Raw genomic sequence first — 17981 nt, forward strand, 5'->3', positions numbered from 1 at the left:
GCCACCGGGTCATGGCGCACTTTTTCGCCAATGGGCCCGGCGCGTCGGCAAAGTCGGTCTATCTCGCCCCGCGGCTTTGCCCGGCGGCGCCGATACGCTAGAATTGCCGCCATTGCCCGTATCACAGCCGCCATCGCGCGCTCGGGCTCGCTCCGGCACATGCCCCAGGTTTCACCCAAGAGAATGAAAGGACATATCATGGTCACTCTGCACACCAATCACGGCGACATCACCCTTACCCTGAATGCCGAAAAAGCGCCGCAAACCGTGGCCAACTTCCTGCAATACTGCCGTGACGGCCACTACGATGGCACCATCTTCCACCGCGTCATCGACGGCTTCATGATCCAGGGCGGCGGCTATGCCCCGGGCTTCGAAGAGAAAGAGACCCGCGCCCCCATTCAGAACGAAGCGGCCAACGGCCTCTCCAACAAGGTGGGCACCATCGCCATGGCCCGCACCATGGAGCCGCACTCCGCCAGCGCCCAGTTCTTCATCAACGTCAGCAACAACGACTTCCTCGACTTCAAATCCGCCACCACCCAGGGCTTTGGCTACTGCGTGTTCGGTGAAGTGACCGCCGGCATGGACGTGGTCAACAAGATCAAGGGCGTCAAGACCGGCAACTCAGGCCGCATGCACCAGGACGTACCGGTAGAAGACGTGGTGATCACCAAGGTGACCCTTGCCGACTGAGGCGAGTCCCCTGACCGATGAACTGACTGCGGCCCCGGCCGCAGTTTTTCCATCTGGCCATGATTGGCGCCGCCTGGACTATCTGGCCCTGGGCAACGGGCGGCAACGCTCGGCCCATGCCCTGCTGACGACGGCGCCCCTGTGGCGGCAGTTGCAGGGGCTGTGCCTGGACGTGGCGCTGGTGAGCACGGTCGCCATCGGCCTGGATCGGCCCGGCAGCGACCTCGATATCCTCTGCCAGCACCCGGATCCCGCCCGCCTCGCCGCTCTTCTCGGCGCGCAAGGCTGGGCAACCCGGGCCAGGGGAGACGGCGTCTGGCTGATGGAATACACCCTGACGGGCCCTGACCATCAGTGCTGGCCGGTGGAGCTGTACGTCACTCCCGCGCCCCTTGAGACCCTCAACGGCTGGCGCCATCTCACTCTGATGGCCGCTCTGCTGGCGCACCTTGGCGATGACTTTTACCGGGCGGTGCGCCGTCTTCGCCTCCTGCAAGGACTCAAGGGGGAAGCGGCCATCTGCCAGTTGCTGGCCCTGCCGGGGGACCCCTATCAGGCGCTGCTGGCCCTGGAGGGGACGGATTTCGCTCTGCTCCCTTGGCCGCCCCGTTCCGCTTCATCCCTTGACCCCATTTCTGCCAACGACAGGGCCCCATGAGCACCCTTTTTATCAGCGACATTCACCTCAGTGAGGCCCGTCCCGACATGACGGCCGCCCTGCTCCACTTCCTGCAACAAGAGGCCCCCGGGGCCGATGCCCTCTATGTGCTCGGCGATCTGTTCGAGTTCTGGATTGGGGACGACGACCCCAATCCCCTGCACCAGGAGGTGGCCGATGCCTTCCTGGCCCTCAGCAGGCGGGGCGTGCCCCTCTATTTCATCCACGGCAACCGCGACTTCCTGCTCGGCCAGGACTTTGCCAGGCGCGCCGGCATGACCCTGCTGCCCGACCCCTGCATCATCGATCTCTACGGCACCCGCACCCTGCTCAGCCATGGCGATCTGCTCTGCACCCGGGATCTGGGTTATCAGAAGTTTCGCCGCATCACCCAGCTCGGGTGGCTGCGCTGGATCTTCCTGCGCCTGCCCCTGGCCCGGCGCCGCAAGATAGCCGGCAAGCTGCGCGGCCAGAGCCAGCAGCAGAACGCCTACAAGGCCCAGGCCATCATGGACGTGACCCCGCAGGCGGTGGACGAGATGCTGCGCCAGCACGGCTGCCGCCTGATGATCCACGGCCACACCCACAGGCCCGCCATCCACGATGTCACCCTGGATGGGCGCGCGGCGCGGCGCATCGTGCTGGGGGACTGGTTCGAGCAGGGCTCCATCCTGATCTGCACCCCGGGCGGCCAGCGCCTCGAACAGCGCTCACTGCCCAGCGCGCCCCAGCCCATGGACTAGGCTCTCTAGGGGGATGAGTCCGACGATTTCTGGCTCACGCCCCCCTGACGGCCCTGTGCCAGGGTGGCATTCGGGCCTATAGTCTGACGTCCAATCATTGATGAGGGTTTCTCCATGGGTTTCTTCTCCTGGATAGTGCTGGGTCTGATCGTGGGCATACTGGCGAAGTGGATCATGCCGGGCAAGGATGGCGGCGGTTTCATCATGACGGTGGTGCTGGGGGGGGTCGGCGCCATGGTGGGGGGCTATCTCAGCACCCTGTTGGGCATGGGCACAGTGACCGGCTTCAATCTCTCCAGCCTGATCATCGCCGTGGCCGGCGCCCTGCTGGTGCTGTTTGTCTACAAGAAGATGCGCAGTTGAGCACGCTTCCCTGACCGACACGAGGGCGCCGCTGGCGCCCTCGCTCTTTCTTGCGCCCTGTTTCATCCCGGGCTTGCATCATTTCTAGATGGGGCGTCTAATAAGCCCCATGCAAACCAGTGACTCTCTTCCCCGTCGTCCCCGTGGCCGCCCCGCCCAGCACGGACAATCCTATGCCGATACCCGGGATCTGCTGATCCGCCGCGGCATGGAGCTGCTCACCGAGCAGGGCATCGCCGCCACTTCCATCGAACGGGTGCTGCAATCGACCCGGATCCCCAAGGGCTCCTTCTATCACTATTTCGCCAACAAGCATGACTTCACCCTGGCGGTCATGGATGCCTATCACCACTACTTTTGCCGCAAGCTGACGCGCCATCTGGGGGATGCCAGCCTGCCTCCCCTGGCGCGCCTGGGCGCCTTCGTCGAGAGCGCCTGCCGGGGCATGACCCGCTATGGGTTCCAGCGCGGCTGCCTGGTGGGCAACCTGGGTCAGGAGGTGGTACAGCTGACCCCGGCGCTGCGCCTTCGCCTCGAGCAGATCCTCTGCGATTGGGAAGCCCTGCTGGCCCTGTGTCTGGAAGAGGCGGTGGCGGCGGGGGAGCTGCCCCCGAGCTGCGACTGCCCCGCCCTCGCCCATCAGTTCTGGATCGGCTGGGAGGGGGCCGTGCTGCGGGCAAGGTTGGTGGGCAGTACCGAGCCCATGCTCTCTTTTCTTAACTTTTTCATGATGTTAGCCAGGTAATTTTTTCTACGCTTATTAATAATCAACCAGTCCAATTATTGGAGGAGACAAGATGTTCAAGGGTATCCTGATCGAAAAAGACGAGGCGGGTTATCGCGCCGCGTACCAGAGCATCCCGGAGGAGATACTGCCGGAGGGGGATGTGACCGTGGCGGTGGAGTGGTCATCCCTCAACTACAAGGACGGTCTGGCCCTCACCGGCGCCGCCCCCGTGGTGCGCCGCTTCCCCCTGATCCCCGGCATCGATTTTGCCGGCACTGTGCTGGACAGTCAGCACCCCGACTGGCGCCCCGGCGACAAGGTGGTGCTCAACGGCTGGGGCGTGGGTGAGACCCACAGCGGCGGGCTGGCCGAACGAGCAAGGATCAAGGGGGACTGGCTGGTCCCCCTGCCCGAGCGCTTCAGCGCCCGGGACGCCATGGCCATCGGCACCGCCGGTTACACCGCCATGCTCTGCGTGATGGCCCTGGAAAAACACGGCCTGCTCCCCGGGGATGGCGACATACTGGTGACCGGCGCCAACGGCGGCGTCGGCAGCGTGGCGATCGCCCTCCTGGCCAAGCTGGGCTACCGGGTCGTGGCCGCCACGGGACGCCTGAACGAGGCCGACTACCTCAGGTCCCTCGGCGCCGCCGAGGTGATCGATCGCGCCGAGCTGGCTGAGCCGGGTCGCCCGCTGGGCAAGGAGCGCTGGGCCGGGGTCATCGACACCGTCGGCAGCCATACCCTGGCCAATGCCTGCGCCACCACCCGCTACGGCGGCGCCGTGGCCGCCTGCGGTCTGGCGGGGGGCATGGATTTCCCCTCCACCGTCATGCCCTTCATCCTGCGTGGCGTCACCCTCTATGGCATCGACAGCGTGATGGCGCCACGCCCGCTGCGCCAGCAAGCCTGGCGCCGACTGGCCGAGGATCTCGATCTGAGCCGCCTTGGCCTCATCACCCGGGAGGTGCCCCTCTCGGAGGTCGTGGCCCTGGGGGATGCCTTCCTGGCAGGCCAGGTGCGCGGCCGGATCCTGGTCAACATCCAGGGAGAAGGCTGACGCCCCCTGAGCCAACGAGCCTCCCATTCCGAGGCGATCCCTCTGCGGCCATCCCCAGGCCGTCAGCTTAGCAAGGCCCCGATGGGGCCTTTTCTTCCTCTGCTCCCCACCGGGCAAGCCGCTTCCCTGGCGAAACGCTCGTGACAACCCCCTTTACCCCAGCGATCGGTGGCCGCAATCCGTGGGATCCCATGCAGCAAAGGAGGATGAGGGGTCAGCCCGCGACCCAGAACTCTGCGACGGCGCCCTCGAGGGACCCCTTGATATGGCGGCAGCGCAAGACTTCGGAGGATTGGCGGCGTTTCTGCGGTGTGCAGCGGAACATGAAACGCGGGCGGGAAGTTTTGCAGAGTCAAGACGTCGTTGCTGGCGGGAGTGGCTGAATAGAGAACCGCTGTCCCATCGAGCCCACAGGCCGGGCTGAGCCATCGGCCAGACCTCGGCGAGCTGCTGGCCGGGTGCCCGCCTTCTCGTTCAGCCATCTTGCCCAAGCAGGACGGCCCCCTTGCTGCGTCTGCCTGCCGCCACATAGATGAGTGCGCCTGTACTAAACTCAGCCTTGCCTCGTCCAGTTCGACCGACTTGTTCAGCCAGGCCGCTGGGCAAGGTGAAGCAGTAGAGGACATAGCAATGAGCACATGGAAAGTTTGTCTGATCACGGCCCAGCTGTTGCTGGCCGCCTGTGCGTCACCCGGGGGATCGAGCCCTCCCCCCACCGGGGATGGTGGCAGTAACCAAGGCGGTAGCAGCGGCGGAGGCGGGAGTCGCTACTTTACCCATTAGTCCCGTGAAATTGAGGGGGCGCCCGCTGTCAGCCGGCGCCCCCTGCCTTGTCCCAAACGTTACCCTTGTCAGAGCGGATCCCATCGCGAGACCAATACCGATGGCCAGCGGCCTTCTTGCTCATGGCACACCCGCGCTCGCCTTGCTTCGCCCCTTCCCACAAGGCCATTCTGCCAAAAAACAAAAAGGCCACTATTGCTAGTGGCCTTCGTAAGTCTTTGATTTATATGGTGCCCGAGGCCGGAATCGAACCGGCACGCCTCGAAAAGCGAGGGATTTTAAATCCCTTGTGTCTACCGATTTCACCACTCGGGCACCGCAATCGGTATCAAGCCCGCGAGGCGGGCTGGTCAATATGGAGGCACGTTCCGGAGTCGAACCGGACTAAACGGATTTGCAATCCGCTGCATAACCGCTTTGCTAACGCGCCATGCAAAAAAGAGACTGGGTACTCTCTCTTTCACTGCTCTGAACGAGCAAGAAACTGGAGCGGGAAACGAGACTCGAACTCGCGACCCCGACCTTGGCAAGGTCGTGCTCTACCAACTGAGCTATTCCCGCATTGGTCCGGCTGAGTGCCTGACTACGAGGACGCATTCTAGCGATGCTGGCCCGTCAGTCAACCCAAATTATTTAATACTCTGATCGTTCGACCGTTTTTTATGCTTTTTGTCTTTTTTCAGCGCTTGTTGCCCATCTGGCAAAGCAACCTGGGAAACCGTCACTCTTGCCCTCGCCCCGGTTCGAGCGAGGGCTCTCCCCTCAGAAGCGGGAATGGTAGCTCAGATCGCCCCAGGCCGCGCGCAGATACTGGAACATGGACCAGAAGGTGAGCACTGTGGCCACGTAGAGCAGCAGGTAGGAGCACCACACCATCCAGATGTCATATTGCCAGATGAGGCCGGTGAGCGAGGCCATCTGGATCATGGTCTTCCATTTGCCAATCCAGCTCACCGCCACGGCGGAACGCTTGCCAAGCTCCGCCATCCATTCGCGCAAGGCGGAGATGATGATCTCGCGCCCTATCATGGTCATGGCGGGGATGGTGACCCAGACGGTGTTGTAGTGCTCGACGATGACCACCAGGGCGGCAGCCACCATGATCTTGTCGGCAACCGGATCGAGGAAGGCGCCAAAGGCGGTGGACTGGTTCAGCTTGCGGGCGAGGTAGCCATCGAACCAGTCGGTGGCGGCGGCCAGGAAGAAGACGATGGCCGCGGCCAGATAGGACCACTGGTAGGGCAGATAGAACAGGACGACGAAGACGGGGATCAGCAATATCCGGAAAAACGTCAGTAAATTAGGAATATTTGTCATTATTTTCAGCCACTTCTTGTATACCGCTAGATGGTAGCCCCAGCCAGGTTGGCGTTGCAACCGGGCTGGCACCCGCCTTGGTTCATGAATCCATCAATAATCCTCAAAAGCCCGGGCATTATGGCATTTCGGCCCCCTCCCCGTCACGGCCCTTGTGCGGCAAAGCCCTCAATGACCGTGCAGGGACTCGAAGATGTGCTGGGCCAGCTCCTGGCTGATGCCGGGTACCCGGGCCAGCTCGTCCACGCTCGCCTTCTTGACCTCCTGCAGGCCGCCCAGGTATTTGAGCAGGGCCTGGCGACGCTTGGGCCCGACCCCCTGGATCTCTTCCAGGCTGCTGCTGGTGCGGGCCTTCGCCCGTCTTGCGCGGTGGCCCGTGATGGCGAAGCGGTGGGATTCGTCGCGGATGTGCTGGATGAGGTGCAGGGCCGGCATGTCCGCCGGCAGGTGCATCTCTTCGTGACTCTCACCCAGGATGAGCGTCTCCAGCCCCGCCTTGCGGGTCACCCCCTTGGCGATGCCCACCAGCAGCGGATGCTTGCCGCCGAGGAACTCCAGCTGGCGCGCCAGTATCTCCTCGGCGCGGCGCAACTGGCCGAGGCCGCCGTCGATGAAGAGCACGTCCGGCACCTTGTCCGGGGTCTGCTGCTTGCCAAAGCGGCGGGCCAGCGCCTGCTCCATGGCGGCGTAGTCATCGCCGCCCGTGATCCCCTCGATGTTGAAGCGGCGATACTCGGCGCTGAAGGGCCCCTCCCGGTTGAACACCACACAAGAGGCCACGGTGCGCTCCCCCATGGTGTGGGAGATGTCGAAACACTCCATGCGGGTGATGGGGGTGTCGAGCTCCAGCAGCTCCTCGAGCTGGGCCAGGCGGGCCGCCATGGTGCTCTTGTGGGCCAGGCGCGAGCGCAGCGCACTCTCGGCATTGATGGCGGCAAGTTTGATGAAGCGGGCCCGCTCGGCCCGGGTGCGACTCTGCACCCGCACCTTGTAACCTGCGGTCTGGCTCAGGGTGTCGGCGATGACGCTCTCATCTTCGAGCGCCACGTCCAGCAGCACCTCGCTCGGGATCTGCCGGCCCCCCTGGCCCGACAGGTAGAACTGTAGCAGGAAGGATTGCACCACTTCGTCGAGCGGGGTATCGGCGGGGACTTTCGGGAAGTAGCTGCGCGAGCCCAGCACCTTGCCCTGGCGGATGAAGAGCACATGGATGCAGGCGGTGCCCTGTTCGAACGCCACGCCGACCACGTCCAGTTCGTCCAGCACGTTGCCGCTCACCGACTGCTGCTCGGTGACCTTGCGCAGCGCCAGGATCTGATCCCGGTAGCGGGCAGCCTCCTCGAAGCGCAGATCGCCGCTGGCAGACTCCATCTTGCCCACCAGCTCCCCTATCACCTGCTGGTTCTTGCCCGCCAGAAACAGTCGGGCCAGCTCCACCTGCTGGGCATACTCGGCCTCGCTCACCAGCCCGGCCACACAGGGCCCGGCACAGCGCTTGAGCTGATATAGCAGGCAGGGGCGACTGCGGTTGGCATAGACGGCGTCCTCGCACTGGCGCACCGGGAAGATCTTCTGCATCAGGTGCAGGCTCTCGCGCACCGCCCCGCCCGAGGGGTAAGGACCGAAGTAGTCGCCCTTTATCTTGCGGGCGCCACGGTGGACGCCGATGCGGGGATGCTGATGGGCGGTGATGACGATCCAGGGATAGGACTTGTCGTCCCGCAGCAACACGTTGTAGCGCGGCTGGTACTGCTTGATGAGGTTGTGCTCGAGGATCAGCGCCTCTGTCTCGGTGTGGGTCACCGTCACCTGGATGTCGGCTATCTGGCGCACCAGGGTACGGGTCTTGATGCTGTCGACGTGGGTGCGAAAGTAGGAGGCGAGCCGTTTCTTCAGATCCTTGGCCTTGCCCACATAGATGACGGTGCCGCCGCTGTCGTACATGCGGTAGACGCCGCTCTGGTGGCTGACGGCACTCAAGAAGGCTTTGCTGTCAAAAAGGGGCTCGGGGGAGAGGGTCATCGGCAACTCGACTCAACGGATGAATGCAAAAAGACGGGGAGATCATACTGCGCTCGCTGCTTGAAAAGCAAAAGGCGGCACAGGCCGCCTTTGATGGCTTCGCGAGCCCGTCTACAGGGTATCCGCATCCAGCATGCCATAGCGAATGGCCAGATGGGTCAGTTCCACATCCCCATTGATGTCCAGCTTGCTGAACAGGCGATAGCGGTAGCTGTTGACCGTCTTCGGACTCAGATTGAGCTGCTCGGAGATCTCGTTCACCTTCTGCCCCTTGGTGATCATCATCATGATCTGCAGCTCCCGCTCGGAGAGGGACTTGAAGGGGTTCTCATCCGCCGACGCGAACTGGCTCAGGGCCATCTGCTGGGCGATCTCGGGGGAGATGTAACGCTGGCCCGAGTGCACCAGGCGAATGGCGTGGATCATCTCTTCCGGGGCGGCGCCCTTGGTCAGGTAACCGGCGGCGCCCGCCTGCATCACCTTGGTCGGGAAGGGATTTTCAGAATGAATGGTCAGCACTATGATGCGCACATCGGGGCGCAGCCGCAGGATCTTGCGGGTCGCCTCCAGCCCGCCGATGCCAGGCATGTTCATGTCCATCAGGATCACATCCGGGTGATGTTGACGGCAGAAGGTGACAGCCAATTCGCCACTCTGTGCCTCGCCCACCACCTTGATACCACGGACGTCTTCCAGAATGCGTCTTATCCCTGTACGCACCAACTCATGATCATCGACCAGGAATACATTTATCACCCAAACACCCCGTTTCTTATCTCGTTATGTGCCAGTTAGGGTTAACACGGCGTCTTGCATCATAACCAAACTGATCGATTTGGCAAATCATGGTGGGGAAAAGTTTGAAACAGCTTATAAATAAGCTTATTAATCAACAAATTATATAGAATTTAAATAAAAAACGGCGTCCTGAGACGCCGTTTTGACCGGATCCATCGCCATCAGGGACGCACCAGCAGGGCCCGCACCTTGTCGAGATCGGCCTGGGTATCCACCCCGACCGGGGGGGCCGCCAGGGCCTGGGCGACGTGGATCTTCTCCCCGTACCAGAGCACCCGCAACTGCTCGAGACATTCCACCTGCTCGAGCTGACTCGGCGCCCAGGTCACATAACGCTCGATGAAGCCGGCGCGATAGGCATAGATGCCGATGTGACGCTGGAACCAGGGGCCTATCTGCTCGCGGGAGACGGCGAAGCTGTCCCGCTCCCAGGGGATGGGGGCGCGGCTGAAGTAGAGGGCATAGCCATCCTTGTCGGTCACCACCTTGACCGCATTGGGGTTGAACGCCTCTTCCGCATCCAGGATGGGCACCGACAGGGTGGCCATGGGGGCGCTGGCCGCCGCCAGGTTGTCCGCCACCTGGCGGATGATGGCGGGAGGGATCAGGGGTTCATCCCCCTGCACGTTCACTATGATGGTATCGCTGGCGAAGCCGTAGTGACGGCACACCTCGGCCAGACGCTCGGTACCGGACTGATGATCCGGTGAGGTCATGCACACCTCGGCGCCGCTCGTCGCCGCAAACGGCGCCAGGGCCGCGCGCACCCGCTCGTCGTCGGTGGCGACGATGACCCGATCCGCGCCCGATTGCAGGGCCTTCTCCACCACGTGCTGCACCATGGGCCGACCCGCGATGTCGGCAAGGGGCTTGCCCGGCAGGCGGGTCGAGGCGTAGCGAGCCGGAATGACCACCACGAAGCTCATGAGGGCAGCTCGTCGCTGGTCAAGGTGCGGGCCCGGTTCTCAAGCAGTACCGGTATCCCCTCCTCCAGCGGATAGGCCAGCTTGTCGAAGCGGCAGATGAGCTCGCCCGCTTCCTTGTGGTATTGCAGTTTGCCCTTGCAGACGGGGCAGGCAATGATGTCGAGCAGCTTAATGTCCAGTGCCAAAACGAGACTCCTTCAGGGATTGCAACAGGGTGTCGAGCAGTGCCTGGGGCAGCTCGGCACTGACCGGCAGATACCACCAATCGGGCTGCGCGAAGGCGCGGCACTTGACGGCATCTTTCTCGGTCATTAACAGGGGACGATCGGCGAAGCGGGCGATCAGCTCGTCGCGATCGAAGGGGTGATGATCCGCATAACCCTGAGCCTGGCGCAGCCGGTAGCCCATCTCCCTCAGGGTCGCAAAGAAACGGGGGGGATGGCCTATGCCGGCGAGGGCATCCACCTCGGGCCCGATGGGCGCCTCGGCGATGGCGTCGTCCAGCACACGGCGCGGCGCGGCCGCCACCAGCGCCATGGCATATTCCCCGGGGCCGGGCTCGCCGCCGTTGCAGAGCACTGCATCGACCCCGGCGAGCCGGGAGAGAGGCTCGCGCAGCGGCCCCATGGGCAGCAGGCAGCGGTTGCCGAAGCGGCGCACACCATCCACCACCACCAGCTCGATGTCCCGCGCCAGGGCATAGTGCTGCAGGCCATCGTCTGTGATGATGATGTCGACCTCGCCACTGGCCTCCAGCAGGCGCACCGCCTCGCTTCGCACCGGCGCCACCACCACGGGACAGCGGCAGCGGTTGAAGATGAGCACGGGCTCATCGCCGGCCTCGGCCGTGGTGCTGGCCTCATCGAGACGATAGGGGTAACCGGGCGCCTTGCCGCCATAGCCGCGACTCACCACCCCGGGACGCCAGCCCCGGGCCTGCAGCTGTTCCACCAGCCAGACCACGACCGGGGTCTTGCCATTGCCACCCACAGAGAGGTTGCCCACCACGGCCACCGGCAGGCTGGCGCGATAGGCCTGCAGCCAGCCCCGGCGATAGGCCAGGCGGCGCAGGCCGCTGATGAGACCAAACAGCAGGGCGAAGGGGGCCAGCCACCAGCGCCAGCCACTCTGACCGTACCAGATACGCTCCAGCATCAAGCCGGGTCGCTCACGGGGGCATGATCCGGGTGGCCAAACTGGATGGCCCTCAGCTGGGCATAAGTGCCCCCATGTGCCATCAGGGTGCCATGGTCGCCACGCTCGACGATGCGTCCCTCATCGATCACCAAGATCTCGTCCGCCTTCTCGATGGTGGAGAGGCGGTGGGCGATGACCAGGGAGGTACGGGCCTTGCACAGCTCGTCGATGGCCGCCTGGATGTGGCGCTCGGACTCGGTATCCAGGGCCGAGGTGGCTTCGTCCAGCAACAGCACGGGGGCATCGCGCAGCATGGCGCGGGCGATGGCGATCCGCTGGCGCTGACCGCCGGACAGGGAGGCGCCATTCTCCCCCACCAGGGTGTCGTAGCCGTCGCTCATCTTGCTGACGAACTCATCGGCATGGGCCACGATGGCGGCATGGCGGATCTGCTCGCGATCGTAGCGATCCTCGGCGGCGTAGGCGATGTTGCTGGCGACCGTGTCGTTGAACAGGTGCACCTGCTGGGAGACCAGGGCGAACTGCTTGCGCAGCTCGCTCAGGCGGTACTCGCGGATGTTGACCCCGTCGAGCAGTATCTCCCCCTCGTCGATGTCGTAGAAGCGGGTCAAGAGGCTCGCGATGGTGCTCTTGCCGGAGCCGGAGCGCCCCACCAGGGCCACGGACTTGCCCGCCTCGACCTTGAAGCTGACGTTGTGCAGCGCCGGGGTCTGCTTGGTCGGATAGGTGAAGGTGACGTTGCGAAACTCGATCTCGCCCCGGGCCCTGTCCAGGGTGCGGGTGCCCGTGTCCTGTTCGGGGGCGCTGTCGAGCAGGCCGAACAGGCTCTGGCAGGCGGTGATCCCTTTCTGGAACTGGTTGTTGATGTCGGTCAGGCTTTTCAGCGGCTTGAGCAGCATCATCATGGAGGTGATCATGACGGTGAAGGTACCCGCGGTCAGGGTCTCGCGCACCCCGTCGATGGTCGCCACATAGAGGAACACCGCCAGGGCGATGGAGGCCACCGTCTGCACCACTGGGGTACCGATGGCATTGGCCGCCACCATCTTCATGTTCTGCTGGCGCATGTGGTTGCTGACCCGGAAGAAGCGCTTGGACTCCACCTCCTGGCCACCGAACATCAGCACCTCCTTGTGTCCCTTGAGCATCTGCTCGGTGGAGGTGGTGATATTGCCCATCGCCTTCTGGATCTGGCGACTGATGGTACGGAAACGGCGGCTGATGAAGCTGATCAGTACCCCCACCACTGGGCCCACCACCAGGAAGATGATGGAGAGCTGCCAGGAGTGCCAGAACATCAGGCCGAGCAGGCCGATGACGGTCGCCCCTTCCCGCACGATGGAGACCAGGGTGGAGCTGGCGGCAGAGGAGACCTGGCTCGCGTCATAGGTCACCTTGGAGAGCAGGGCGCCGGTATTTTGCCGGTCGAAGAAGCTCATGGGCATGGCCATCAGGTGGTTGAACACCTCCTGTTGCAGCTTGAGCACCACATGGTTGCCGACCCAGGCCATGCAGAAGTTGGAGAGGAAGGTGGCGACGCCGCGCAGGGCGACGATGCCCAGCACGAAGAAGGGCATCCAGGTCAGCACCGTCTTGTCGTTGCCATTGATGCCCTGATCGATGAGGGGCTTGATGGAATAGACGAAAGTGGTATCGACCGCCGCGTAACCCAGCATGCCGATGATGCCGCCGACCAGGCCCAGCTTGCGATCGCGGACATAGCCGAGCAACCGCTTGAACACAGGCCAGCTCTCTTGAGAGGTATCTTGTTGCATGAATCGCCGTTATAAATGGGAAATGACGGGCTATTCTAGCCAAAGCTGCGGTTTCCACCAAGCGCCGGCGCGTCTATACCAGGGGCCGGTCTCCCGCTCGGCCCGAACAACAAATCCATTTGACCCCACATCAAAGCGGATGGCCCCCGACACCCCGGTCTGCCACTGGCTGGGCGCCGAGGGTGCCTGATCATAGCGGGCGACCACCTCGGGGCGGGGAAATCCCCATCGATTCAGGAAGCCCGCACTGTGCACCACCCCCCTTGGCGCCACCGCGGCGACAAAACCCGGCGTCGAGGAGGTCTTGCTGCCGTGGTGCGGGCTGATCAGCAAGGTGCTCCGCAGCCCCTCCCCCTCCAGCGCCAGCAGGCGCGCCTCGGCCTCTTTCTCGATGTCGGCCGCCAGCAACACGCTCACCCGACCATCGCTGATGTGGAGCACGCAGCCATCGTTGTTGCGCCCGCCGCCGCTGCGCTCTGGCCAGAGCATGCGCAGGGACAGCCCCTGCCACTGCCACGTCTGGCCACGCCGGCACAACTGGGTACTGGAAGAAAAGGGGTAGGAGGAGATCTCCCGGGCCGTGGGCAGGGCCGCCAGCAGGGCCTCACGGTTGCCCGCATGGTCCCTGTCCCTGTGACTCAGGATCAGCATGTCCAGCTCGGCGATGGCGAGGCGGCGCAGCAGAGGCAGGATGACCGCATCGGCCATGTTGTAACCACCGGGATAACGGTCCCCGGTGTCATAGAGGAGGGCCCTCTCCCCCCGGGTCACCAGCACCGCCAACCCCTGCCCCACATCCAGCACCCGCACCTGCCAGCCGGGGGGCGCCGGCCAGCAGGCCAGCAGCGCCACCGCGAGCAGGGGCAGTCCCAGCCAGCGTCCGGCGGGCAGGCGCCAGGCGAGCCAGATCAGCAACAACAGGGCACTGGCGGGCAGGGCCCAGCCCGGCAGCGGCCACCAGAGCGACCACTGGCTGTCGAGCCAGGCAAGGGCCCCCAGCAACTGGCCGAGGGCGCCATCGGCCAGCCAGAGCAGGCCGTGCCCCAGGGGAAGGGAGAAGAGACTCGCCAGCACACCGAGCAGGGCCAGGGGAATGATGAAGAGGCAAAAGAGCGGCAGGGCCAGCAGGTTGATGAGCAGGGCCAGGGGCGCCACCCCCTCGAACAGGGCCAGTTGCAGCGGCAACAGGCCGAGCAGCAAGATCCCCTGCAACCGCAGCAGGCTGGGTCGCCCGTACAGATAGCTGGCTCCCATCAGCAACGCCACCGCCAGGAAGGAGAGCCAAAAACCGGCGGCAAACAGCGCAAAGGGATCCCAGAGCACGATGGCGACAAAGGCCAGCAGCCAGATGCGATAGGGGGGCCAATCCCGGCGCCAGAGCCGCAGCAGACTCCAGATCAGCACCATGATCAGGGCGCGCTCGGTCGCCACCGCGAACCCCGCAAGCCAGCTGTAGGTGGCGGCAAACAGCAGGGAAACCAGCAGGGCTCCGCGCTGCCCGGCAAGGCGCCCCAGCCACCAGCCCAGCACGGCCACCAGGGCGATGTGCTGCCCCGAGATGGCGATGATGTGGCTCAGTCCGGCGCCGCGAAACAGATCCCACTGGCGATCCGTGATCCCCCCCTGTTCGCCGAAGGTGAGGGCCGCCAGCAGCGGTGCCTGGGCCAATCCCTGCCAGGCCTCGCCGGCCCGGGTCAGCCAGCGCGCCCGCAAGCCCGGGGGCGCGGGCGCCACCTCGATGATCCGCCTCAGATTGCCGGTGGCGCTGATCCCCTTGCCCAGCAGCTGGCGCCTGCCATCCATGCCCGCCTCGTTCGCCAGGCCGTGGGCCGGTTTGAGGGAGGTCACCAGGGTCAGGGTCGAGCCCGCCGTCAGCGCGGGCAACGCCTGGTAAGCATTGATGCGCACCAGAGGGGAGAGGGGCAGGCTGGCGCCGTTCAGTGTGATGATCTTGAGCCGCAGCCGCGTAAATTTATCGTCTTGAGGCTCTGCACTTTGCAGCTGTGCGGTTATGATGTGGCTCGCCTGCTCACCCAGGGCGTCCAGCCAGGAGAGCCGAGCCTGCATGTTGAGCTGCATCCAGAGGATACCCAGCACCAGAAACAGCAGCCGCCAGGCACGCATATAACAGAAGGGGATCAGCAAGGACAGCCATAATCCCCCCCATTGGAATGAAGGCAACCATGGCCAGAGCAGACAAGAGCTTGCCCCCAGGGCAAACGACAAGAGACGCAGATCCATGGAGCAAGTATTTAGCAAGGTTTCATTATGCCCAAACATCTCATTAAACGCTGGATGCCGGATCATAAAACGCTCAAGGAACACAAGCACTTACGCCTTTTTGGCGACCTGTTGCTCGATGGCAACCTCTGGCACCTGAATCGCCGATCCGCCGCCGGCGCCTTCGCCGTCGGCCTCTTCATGGCCTGGATCCCCGTCCCCTTCCAGATGCTGCTGGCCGCCGGTGGTGCCATCTTCTGCCGGGTCAATCTGCCGCTGTCGGTTGCCCTGGTCTGGCTCACCAATCCCATCACCATGCCGCCGCTGTTTTACGCCGCCTATGTGGTGGGCTGCCACCTGCTCGGTCGCCCTCATCAACACGTGGAGATAGAGTTTACCTGGACCTGGCTGGTTTCGGTGTTCGAGACCATAGCCCCGCCTCTGCTGCTGGGTTCCCTGGTGCTGGCCATCATCAGCTCCGTCACCGGTTATGTGGTGGTGCGCAGCCTGTGGCGCCTGAGCATAGTGCGCCAATGGCGCAATCGGGGTGCGGGCAAGTCATGATCCCCCCTTGGCGCAGCCGACTGCGGCTGACCCCGGAGCAGCTGCGCCAGCAGAAATGGTTCTCCCTGTTTGGCGATCGCCTGCTCGCCCCGGCGCTGTGGCAGTCCAGCCCCCGCGCCCTCTGCGGCGCCTGCGCCGCCGGCCTGTTCGCCGCCTGGATCCCCCTGCCCATGCACAGCCTGGTCGCCGTCGGCCTGGCGCTGCTGTTTGGCTTCAACCTGCCCCTGGCCCTGCTGGCGGTCTGGTTCAACAACCCCCTCACCCTGCCCCTGATGTATCTGTGGGCCTATCGCACCGGTTGTGTCCTCCTGCACCAGACTCCCCTCCCCTTCCATCCCGAATGGTCTCTGGCCTGGTTCGAGCAGGAGGCGCAGAGCCTGCTGCCCCCCTTTCTGCTCGGCAGCCTGCTGCTCGGCCTGCTCAGCGCCTTGCTGGGAGCCCTGATCTGCGCCCTGATCGTGCGCTGCTGGCCCCGCGTCCGCTGATCACTGCCCGCCTCCCCCACGCCCTTGTCAGCGGGCGACCTTGACGCCACACTGAGTACAATCAATCAGTTGCTACCCGAACCCGTCGCAAGGAGTCCCCATGGCCCATCCCATCATCCTCGCCTATGCCGGCAACGATCCTCTCTCGCTGCTCCCCGCCAAGGCCAACCGCCACGGCCTCATCACGGGGGCGACCGGGACCGGCAAGACGGTCACCCTGCAGGTAATGGCGGAAGGCTTCTCCAAGCTGGGGGTCCCCGTCTTTCTGGCCGATGTGAAAGGGGATCTGAGCGGCCTGGGCGCCCCGGGTACCTCTTCGGCCAAGCTGGAGGAGCGCCTCGGCCAGATGGGCATTGAGGCCCCCACCTTTTGCGCCAGTCCCGTGGTGTTCTGGGATCTCTATGGCGAGCAGGGCCACCCGGTGCGCGCCACCATCTCCGACATGGGCCCCCTGCTGCTCTCCCGCCTGCTCGGTCTCAACGACACCCAGAGCGGCGTGCTGGAGCTGGTGTTCAAGGTGGCGGACGACGAGGGGCTCTTGCTGCTCGATCTCAAGGACCTGCGCGCCATGGTGCAGTTTGTCGGGGAACACGCCAAGACCCTCACCACCCGCTACGGCAATGTCTCCAGCGCCTCGGTGGGGGCCATACTGCGCAACCTGCTGACCCTGGAGCGGGCCGGGGCCGATCACTTCTTCGGCGAGCCCATGCTCGACATCCAGGATCTGCTGCAGACCGACGAGCAGGGGCGCGGCCACATCAACATACTGGCGGCAGACAAGCTGACCCAGTCGAGCCGGCTCTACGCCTGCTTCCTGCTCTGGCTGCTCTCCGAGCTGTTCGAGCAGCTGCCCGAGGTGGGGGATCCGGACAAGCCCAAGCTGGTGTTCTTCTTCGACGAGGCCCACCTGCTGTTCAACGACACCCCCAAGGCGCTGCTGGAGAAGATAGAGCTGGTGGTGCGCCTCATCCGCTCCAAGGGGGTGGGGGTCTACTTCGTCACCCAGAGTCCGGCGGACATTCCCGCCAGCGTGCTGGGCCAACTGGGCAACCGGGTGCAGCATGCGCTGCGCGCCTTCACCCCCCAGGATCAGAAGGCGGTGCGCATCGCCGCCGACACCCTGAGGGCCAATCCGGCCTTCGACGCCGCCGGCGTCATCACAGAACTTGGTGTCGGCGAGGCCCTGGTCTCCACCCTGGACGAGAAGGGGCGCCCGAACGTGGTAGAGCGGGCCCTGATGGCCCCCCCCGCCAGCCGGATAGGCCCCCTCTCGGCGACCGAGCGCCAGGCCCTGATCCAGGGGTCCCTGCTGTTTGGCCAATACGAACAGATCCTGGACAGGGAGTCCGCCTTCGAACGGCTGCAAGGAGCACCAGACGCGGACCAGGACGCTCCCGCCGCCCCGGGCAAGGGGGCCAAGGGCAGCACACAGGCGGAGGATGAGGGCGGCCTGCTTGGATCCCTAAGTGAGATACTGTTCGGTCGCACCGGCCCCAGGGGCGGCCAGCATGATGGGGTGGTGCAGACGGCGGCCAAGAGCGTGGCCCGCACCCTGGGCAGCGAGGTGGGGCGTCAGCTGGTGCGCGGGGTGCTCGGCTCCCTGCTCGGCGGCAGCAAGCGCCGCCGCTAGGGTGAGAGACCATATGAAGAGGGGCCCGCCATGGCGGGCCCCTCGCATTTCAGGGC

The 17981-nt window shown here is 64.5% G+C and carries 17 protein-coding genes and 3 tRNA genes; 9 read left to right on the forward strand and 11 right to left on the reverse strand.

Annotated features, from left to right (window positions below; translation table 11 throughout):
- Nucleotides 1–198: 198 nt before the first annotated feature.
- From ACEUCR_RS03475 to acuI, 6 genes are all read left to right on the forward strand, one after another.
- On the forward strand, nucleotides 199–696 hold the full coding sequence (locus ACEUCR_RS03475; RefSeq protein WP_111873532.1) for a peptidylprolyl isomerase: 498 nt from the start codon (nucleotides 199–201) through the stop codon (nucleotides 694–696).
- Nucleotides 686–1354, forward strand: a complete 669-nt coding sequence (locus ACEUCR_RS03480; protein ID WP_408788054.1) for a DUF4269 domain-containing protein — start codon at nucleotides 686–688, stop codon at nucleotides 1352–1354. The genes ACEUCR_RS03475 and ACEUCR_RS03480 overlap by 11 nt, the downstream gene beginning before the upstream one ends.
- On the forward strand, nucleotides 1351–2097 hold the full coding sequence (gene lpxH, locus ACEUCR_RS03485) for a UDP-2,3-diacylglucosamine diphosphatase (protein ID WP_111873534.1): 747 nt from the start codon (nucleotides 1351–1353) through the stop codon (nucleotides 2095–2097). Before ACEUCR_RS03480 ends, lpxH begins: the two co-directional genes overlap by 4 nt.
- Before the next feature lie 114 nt (nucleotides 2098–2211).
- A complete protein-coding gene (locus ACEUCR_RS03490) occupies nucleotides 2212–2460 on the forward strand; it encodes a GlsB/YeaQ/YmgE family stress response membrane protein (RefSeq protein WP_408788056.1) in 249 nt (82 codons plus the stop codon).
- 109 nt (nucleotides 2461–2569) lie between these two features.
- The gene (gene acuR / locus ACEUCR_RS03495; RefSeq protein WP_111873535.1) at nucleotides 2570–3205 is read left to right on the forward strand and encodes an acrylate utilization transcriptional regulator AcuR; all 636 of its coding nucleotides are present in this window, start codon (nucleotides 2570–2572) and stop codon (nucleotides 3203–3205) included.
- 52 nt (nucleotides 3206–3257) lie between these two features.
- On the forward strand, nucleotides 3258–4247 hold the full coding sequence (acuI, locus tag ACEUCR_RS03500) for an acrylyl-CoA reductase (NADPH) (RefSeq protein WP_408788059.1): 990 nt from the start codon (nucleotides 3258–3260) through the stop codon (nucleotides 4245–4247).
- A gap of 1011 nt (nucleotides 4248–5258) precedes the next feature.
- On the opposite strand, the gene ACEUCR_RS03505 is transcribed toward acuI, so the two are convergent.
- The 11 genes from ACEUCR_RS03505 to ACEUCR_RS03555 form a co-directional block, all read right to left on the reverse strand.
- Nucleotides 5259–5345: transfer RNA gene (locus tag ACEUCR_RS03505), tRNA-Leu, on the reverse strand.
- Between the two features lie 41 nt (nucleotides 5346–5386).
- Nucleotides 5387–5460: transfer RNA gene (locus ACEUCR_RS03510), tRNA-Cys, on the reverse strand.
- A 55-nt stretch (nucleotides 5461–5515) separates the two neighbouring features.
- Nucleotides 5516–5591 (reverse strand) — tRNA-Gly (locus ACEUCR_RS03515).
- A 201-nt stretch (nucleotides 5592–5792) separates the two neighbouring features.
- Nucleotides 5793–6347, reverse strand: a complete 555-nt coding sequence (gene pgsA, locus ACEUCR_RS03520) for a CDP-diacylglycerol--glycerol-3-phosphate 3-phosphatidyltransferase (RefSeq protein WP_041998207.1) — start codon at nucleotides 6345–6347, stop codon at nucleotides 5793–5795.
- Nucleotides 6348–6515: 168 nt separating this feature from the next.
- Nucleotides 6516–8369: an excinuclease ABC subunit UvrC gene (uvrC, locus tag ACEUCR_RS03525; RefSeq protein ID WP_408788062.1), complete on the reverse strand. Its 1854-nt coding sequence runs from the start codon at nucleotides 8367–8369 to the stop codon at nucleotides 6516–6518.
- 111 nt (nucleotides 8370–8480) lie between these two features.
- Nucleotides 8481–9125: a UvrY/SirA/GacA family response regulator transcription factor gene (gene uvrY / locus ACEUCR_RS03530; RefSeq protein ID WP_041998212.1), complete on the reverse strand. Its 645-nt coding sequence runs from the start codon at nucleotides 9123–9125 to the stop codon at nucleotides 8481–8483.
- Nucleotides 9126–9328: 203 nt separating this feature from the next.
- The gene (gene kdsB, locus ACEUCR_RS03535; RefSeq protein WP_408788065.1) at nucleotides 9329–10093 is read right to left on the reverse strand and encodes a 3-deoxy-manno-octulosonate cytidylyltransferase; all 765 of its coding nucleotides are present in this window, start codon (nucleotides 10091–10093) and stop codon (nucleotides 9329–9331) included.
- Complete coding sequence (locus ACEUCR_RS03540) at nucleotides 10090–10278, reverse strand: Trm112 family protein (RefSeq protein WP_408746264.1); 189 nt, start codon at nucleotides 10276–10278, stop codon at nucleotides 10090–10092. Before ACEUCR_RS03540 ends, kdsB begins: the two co-directional genes overlap by 4 nt.
- A complete protein-coding gene (lpxK, locus tag ACEUCR_RS03545; RefSeq protein ID WP_408788068.1) occupies nucleotides 10262–11248 on the reverse strand; it encodes a tetraacyldisaccharide 4'-kinase in 987 nt (328 codons plus the stop codon). The genes ACEUCR_RS03540 and lpxK overlap by 17 nt, the downstream gene beginning before the upstream one ends.
- Nucleotides 11248–13026: a lipid A ABC transporter ATP-binding protein/permease MsbA gene (msbA, locus tag ACEUCR_RS03550; protein ID WP_392442355.1), complete on the reverse strand. Its 1779-nt coding sequence runs from the start codon at nucleotides 13024–13026 to the stop codon at nucleotides 11248–11250. Before msbA ends, lpxK begins: the two co-directional genes overlap by 1 nt.
- Before the next feature lie 30 nt (nucleotides 13027–13056).
- Entirely contained in the window at nucleotides 13057–15267 is a 2211-nt protein-coding gene (locus ACEUCR_RS03555; RefSeq protein WP_408788072.1) for a DNA internalization-related competence protein ComEC/Rec2, read from the reverse strand.
- A 27-nt stretch (nucleotides 15268–15294) separates the two neighbouring features.
- Here ACEUCR_RS03555 and ACEUCR_RS03560 point away from each other — a divergent pair, with 27 nt between their 5' ends.
- The 3 genes from ACEUCR_RS03560 to ACEUCR_RS03570 all read left to right on the forward strand — a co-directional run bounded on the left by ACEUCR_RS03560 (nucleotide 15295) and on the right by ACEUCR_RS03570 (nucleotide 17925).
- On the forward strand, nucleotides 15295–15810 hold the full coding sequence (locus ACEUCR_RS03560; RefSeq protein ID WP_041998224.1) for a DUF2062 domain-containing protein: 516 nt from the start codon (nucleotides 15295–15297) through the stop codon (nucleotides 15808–15810).
- Complete coding sequence (locus ACEUCR_RS03565) at nucleotides 15807–16295, forward strand: DUF2062 domain-containing protein (RefSeq protein WP_041998226.1); 489 nt, start codon at nucleotides 15807–15809, stop codon at nucleotides 16293–16295. The genes ACEUCR_RS03560 and ACEUCR_RS03565 overlap by 4 nt, the downstream gene beginning before the upstream one ends.
- 100 nt (nucleotides 16296–16395) lie before the next feature.
- The gene (locus ACEUCR_RS03570) at nucleotides 16396–17925 is read left to right on the forward strand and encodes a helicase HerA-like domain-containing protein (RefSeq protein ID WP_408788075.1); all 1530 of its coding nucleotides are present in this window, start codon (nucleotides 16396–16398) and stop codon (nucleotides 17923–17925) included.
- The last annotated feature ends 56 nt before the right edge of the window (nucleotides 17926–17981 follow it).

It is taken from the genome of Aeromonas bivalvium, from assembly GCF_046078285.1.
Classification (GTDB): Bacteria; Pseudomonadota; Gammaproteobacteria; order Enterobacterales; family Aeromonadaceae; genus Aeromonas; species Aeromonas bivalvium.

Excerpts from the sequence above, each read along its gene's own strand:
- ACEUCR_RS03475 (WP_111873532.1), top strand. The coding sequence starts at position 199 with ATGGTCACTCTGCACACCAATCACGGCGACATCACCCTTACCCTGAAT.
- lpxH (WP_111873534.1), top strand. The coding sequence starts at position 1,351 with ATGAGCACCCTTTTTATCAGCGACATTCACCTCAGTGAGGCCCGTCCC.
- ACEUCR_RS03490 (WP_408788056.1), top strand. The coding sequence starts at position 2,212 with ATGGGTTTCTTCTCCTGGATAGTGCTGGGTCTGATCGTGGGCATACTG.
- acuR (WP_111873535.1), top strand. The coding sequence starts at position 2,570 with ATGCAAACCAGTGACTCTCTTCCCCGTCGTCCCCGTGGCCGCCCCGCC.
- acuI (WP_408788059.1), top strand. The coding sequence starts at position 3,258 with ATGTTCAAGGGTATCCTGATCGAAAAAGACGAGGCGGGTTATCGCGCC.
- pgsA (WP_041998207.1), bottom strand. The coding sequence starts at position 6,347 with ATGACAAATATTCCTAATTTACTGACGTTTTTCCGGATATTGCTGATC.
- uvrC (WP_408788062.1), bottom strand. The coding sequence starts at position 8,369 with ATGACCCTCTCCCCCGAGCCCCTTTTTGACAGCAAAGCCTTCTTGAGT.
- kdsB (WP_408788065.1), bottom strand. The coding sequence starts at position 10,093 with ATGAGCTTCGTGGTGGTCATTCCGGCTCGCTACGCCTCGACCCGCCTG.
- lpxK (WP_408788068.1), bottom strand. The coding sequence starts at position 11,248 with ATGCTGGAGCGTATCTGGTACGGTCAGAGTGGCTGGCGCTGGTGGCTG.
- msbA (WP_392442355.1), bottom strand. The coding sequence starts at position 13,026 with ATGCAACAAGATACCTCTCAAGAGAGCTGGCCTGTGTTCAAGCGGTTG.
- ACEUCR_RS03555 (WP_408788072.1), bottom strand. The coding sequence starts at position 15,267 with ATGGATCTGCGTCTCTTGTCGTTTGCCCTGGGGGCAAGCTCTTGTCTG.
- ACEUCR_RS03560 (WP_041998224.1), top strand. The coding sequence starts at position 15,295 with ATGCCCAAACATCTCATTAAACGCTGGATGCCGGATCATAAAACGCTC.
- ACEUCR_RS03565 (WP_041998226.1), top strand. The coding sequence starts at position 15,807 with ATGATCCCCCCTTGGCGCAGCCGACTGCGGCTGACCCCGGAGCAGCTG.
- ACEUCR_RS03570 (WP_408788075.1), top strand. The coding sequence starts at position 16,396 with ATGGCCCATCCCATCATCCTCGCCTATGCCGGCAACGATCCTCTCTCG.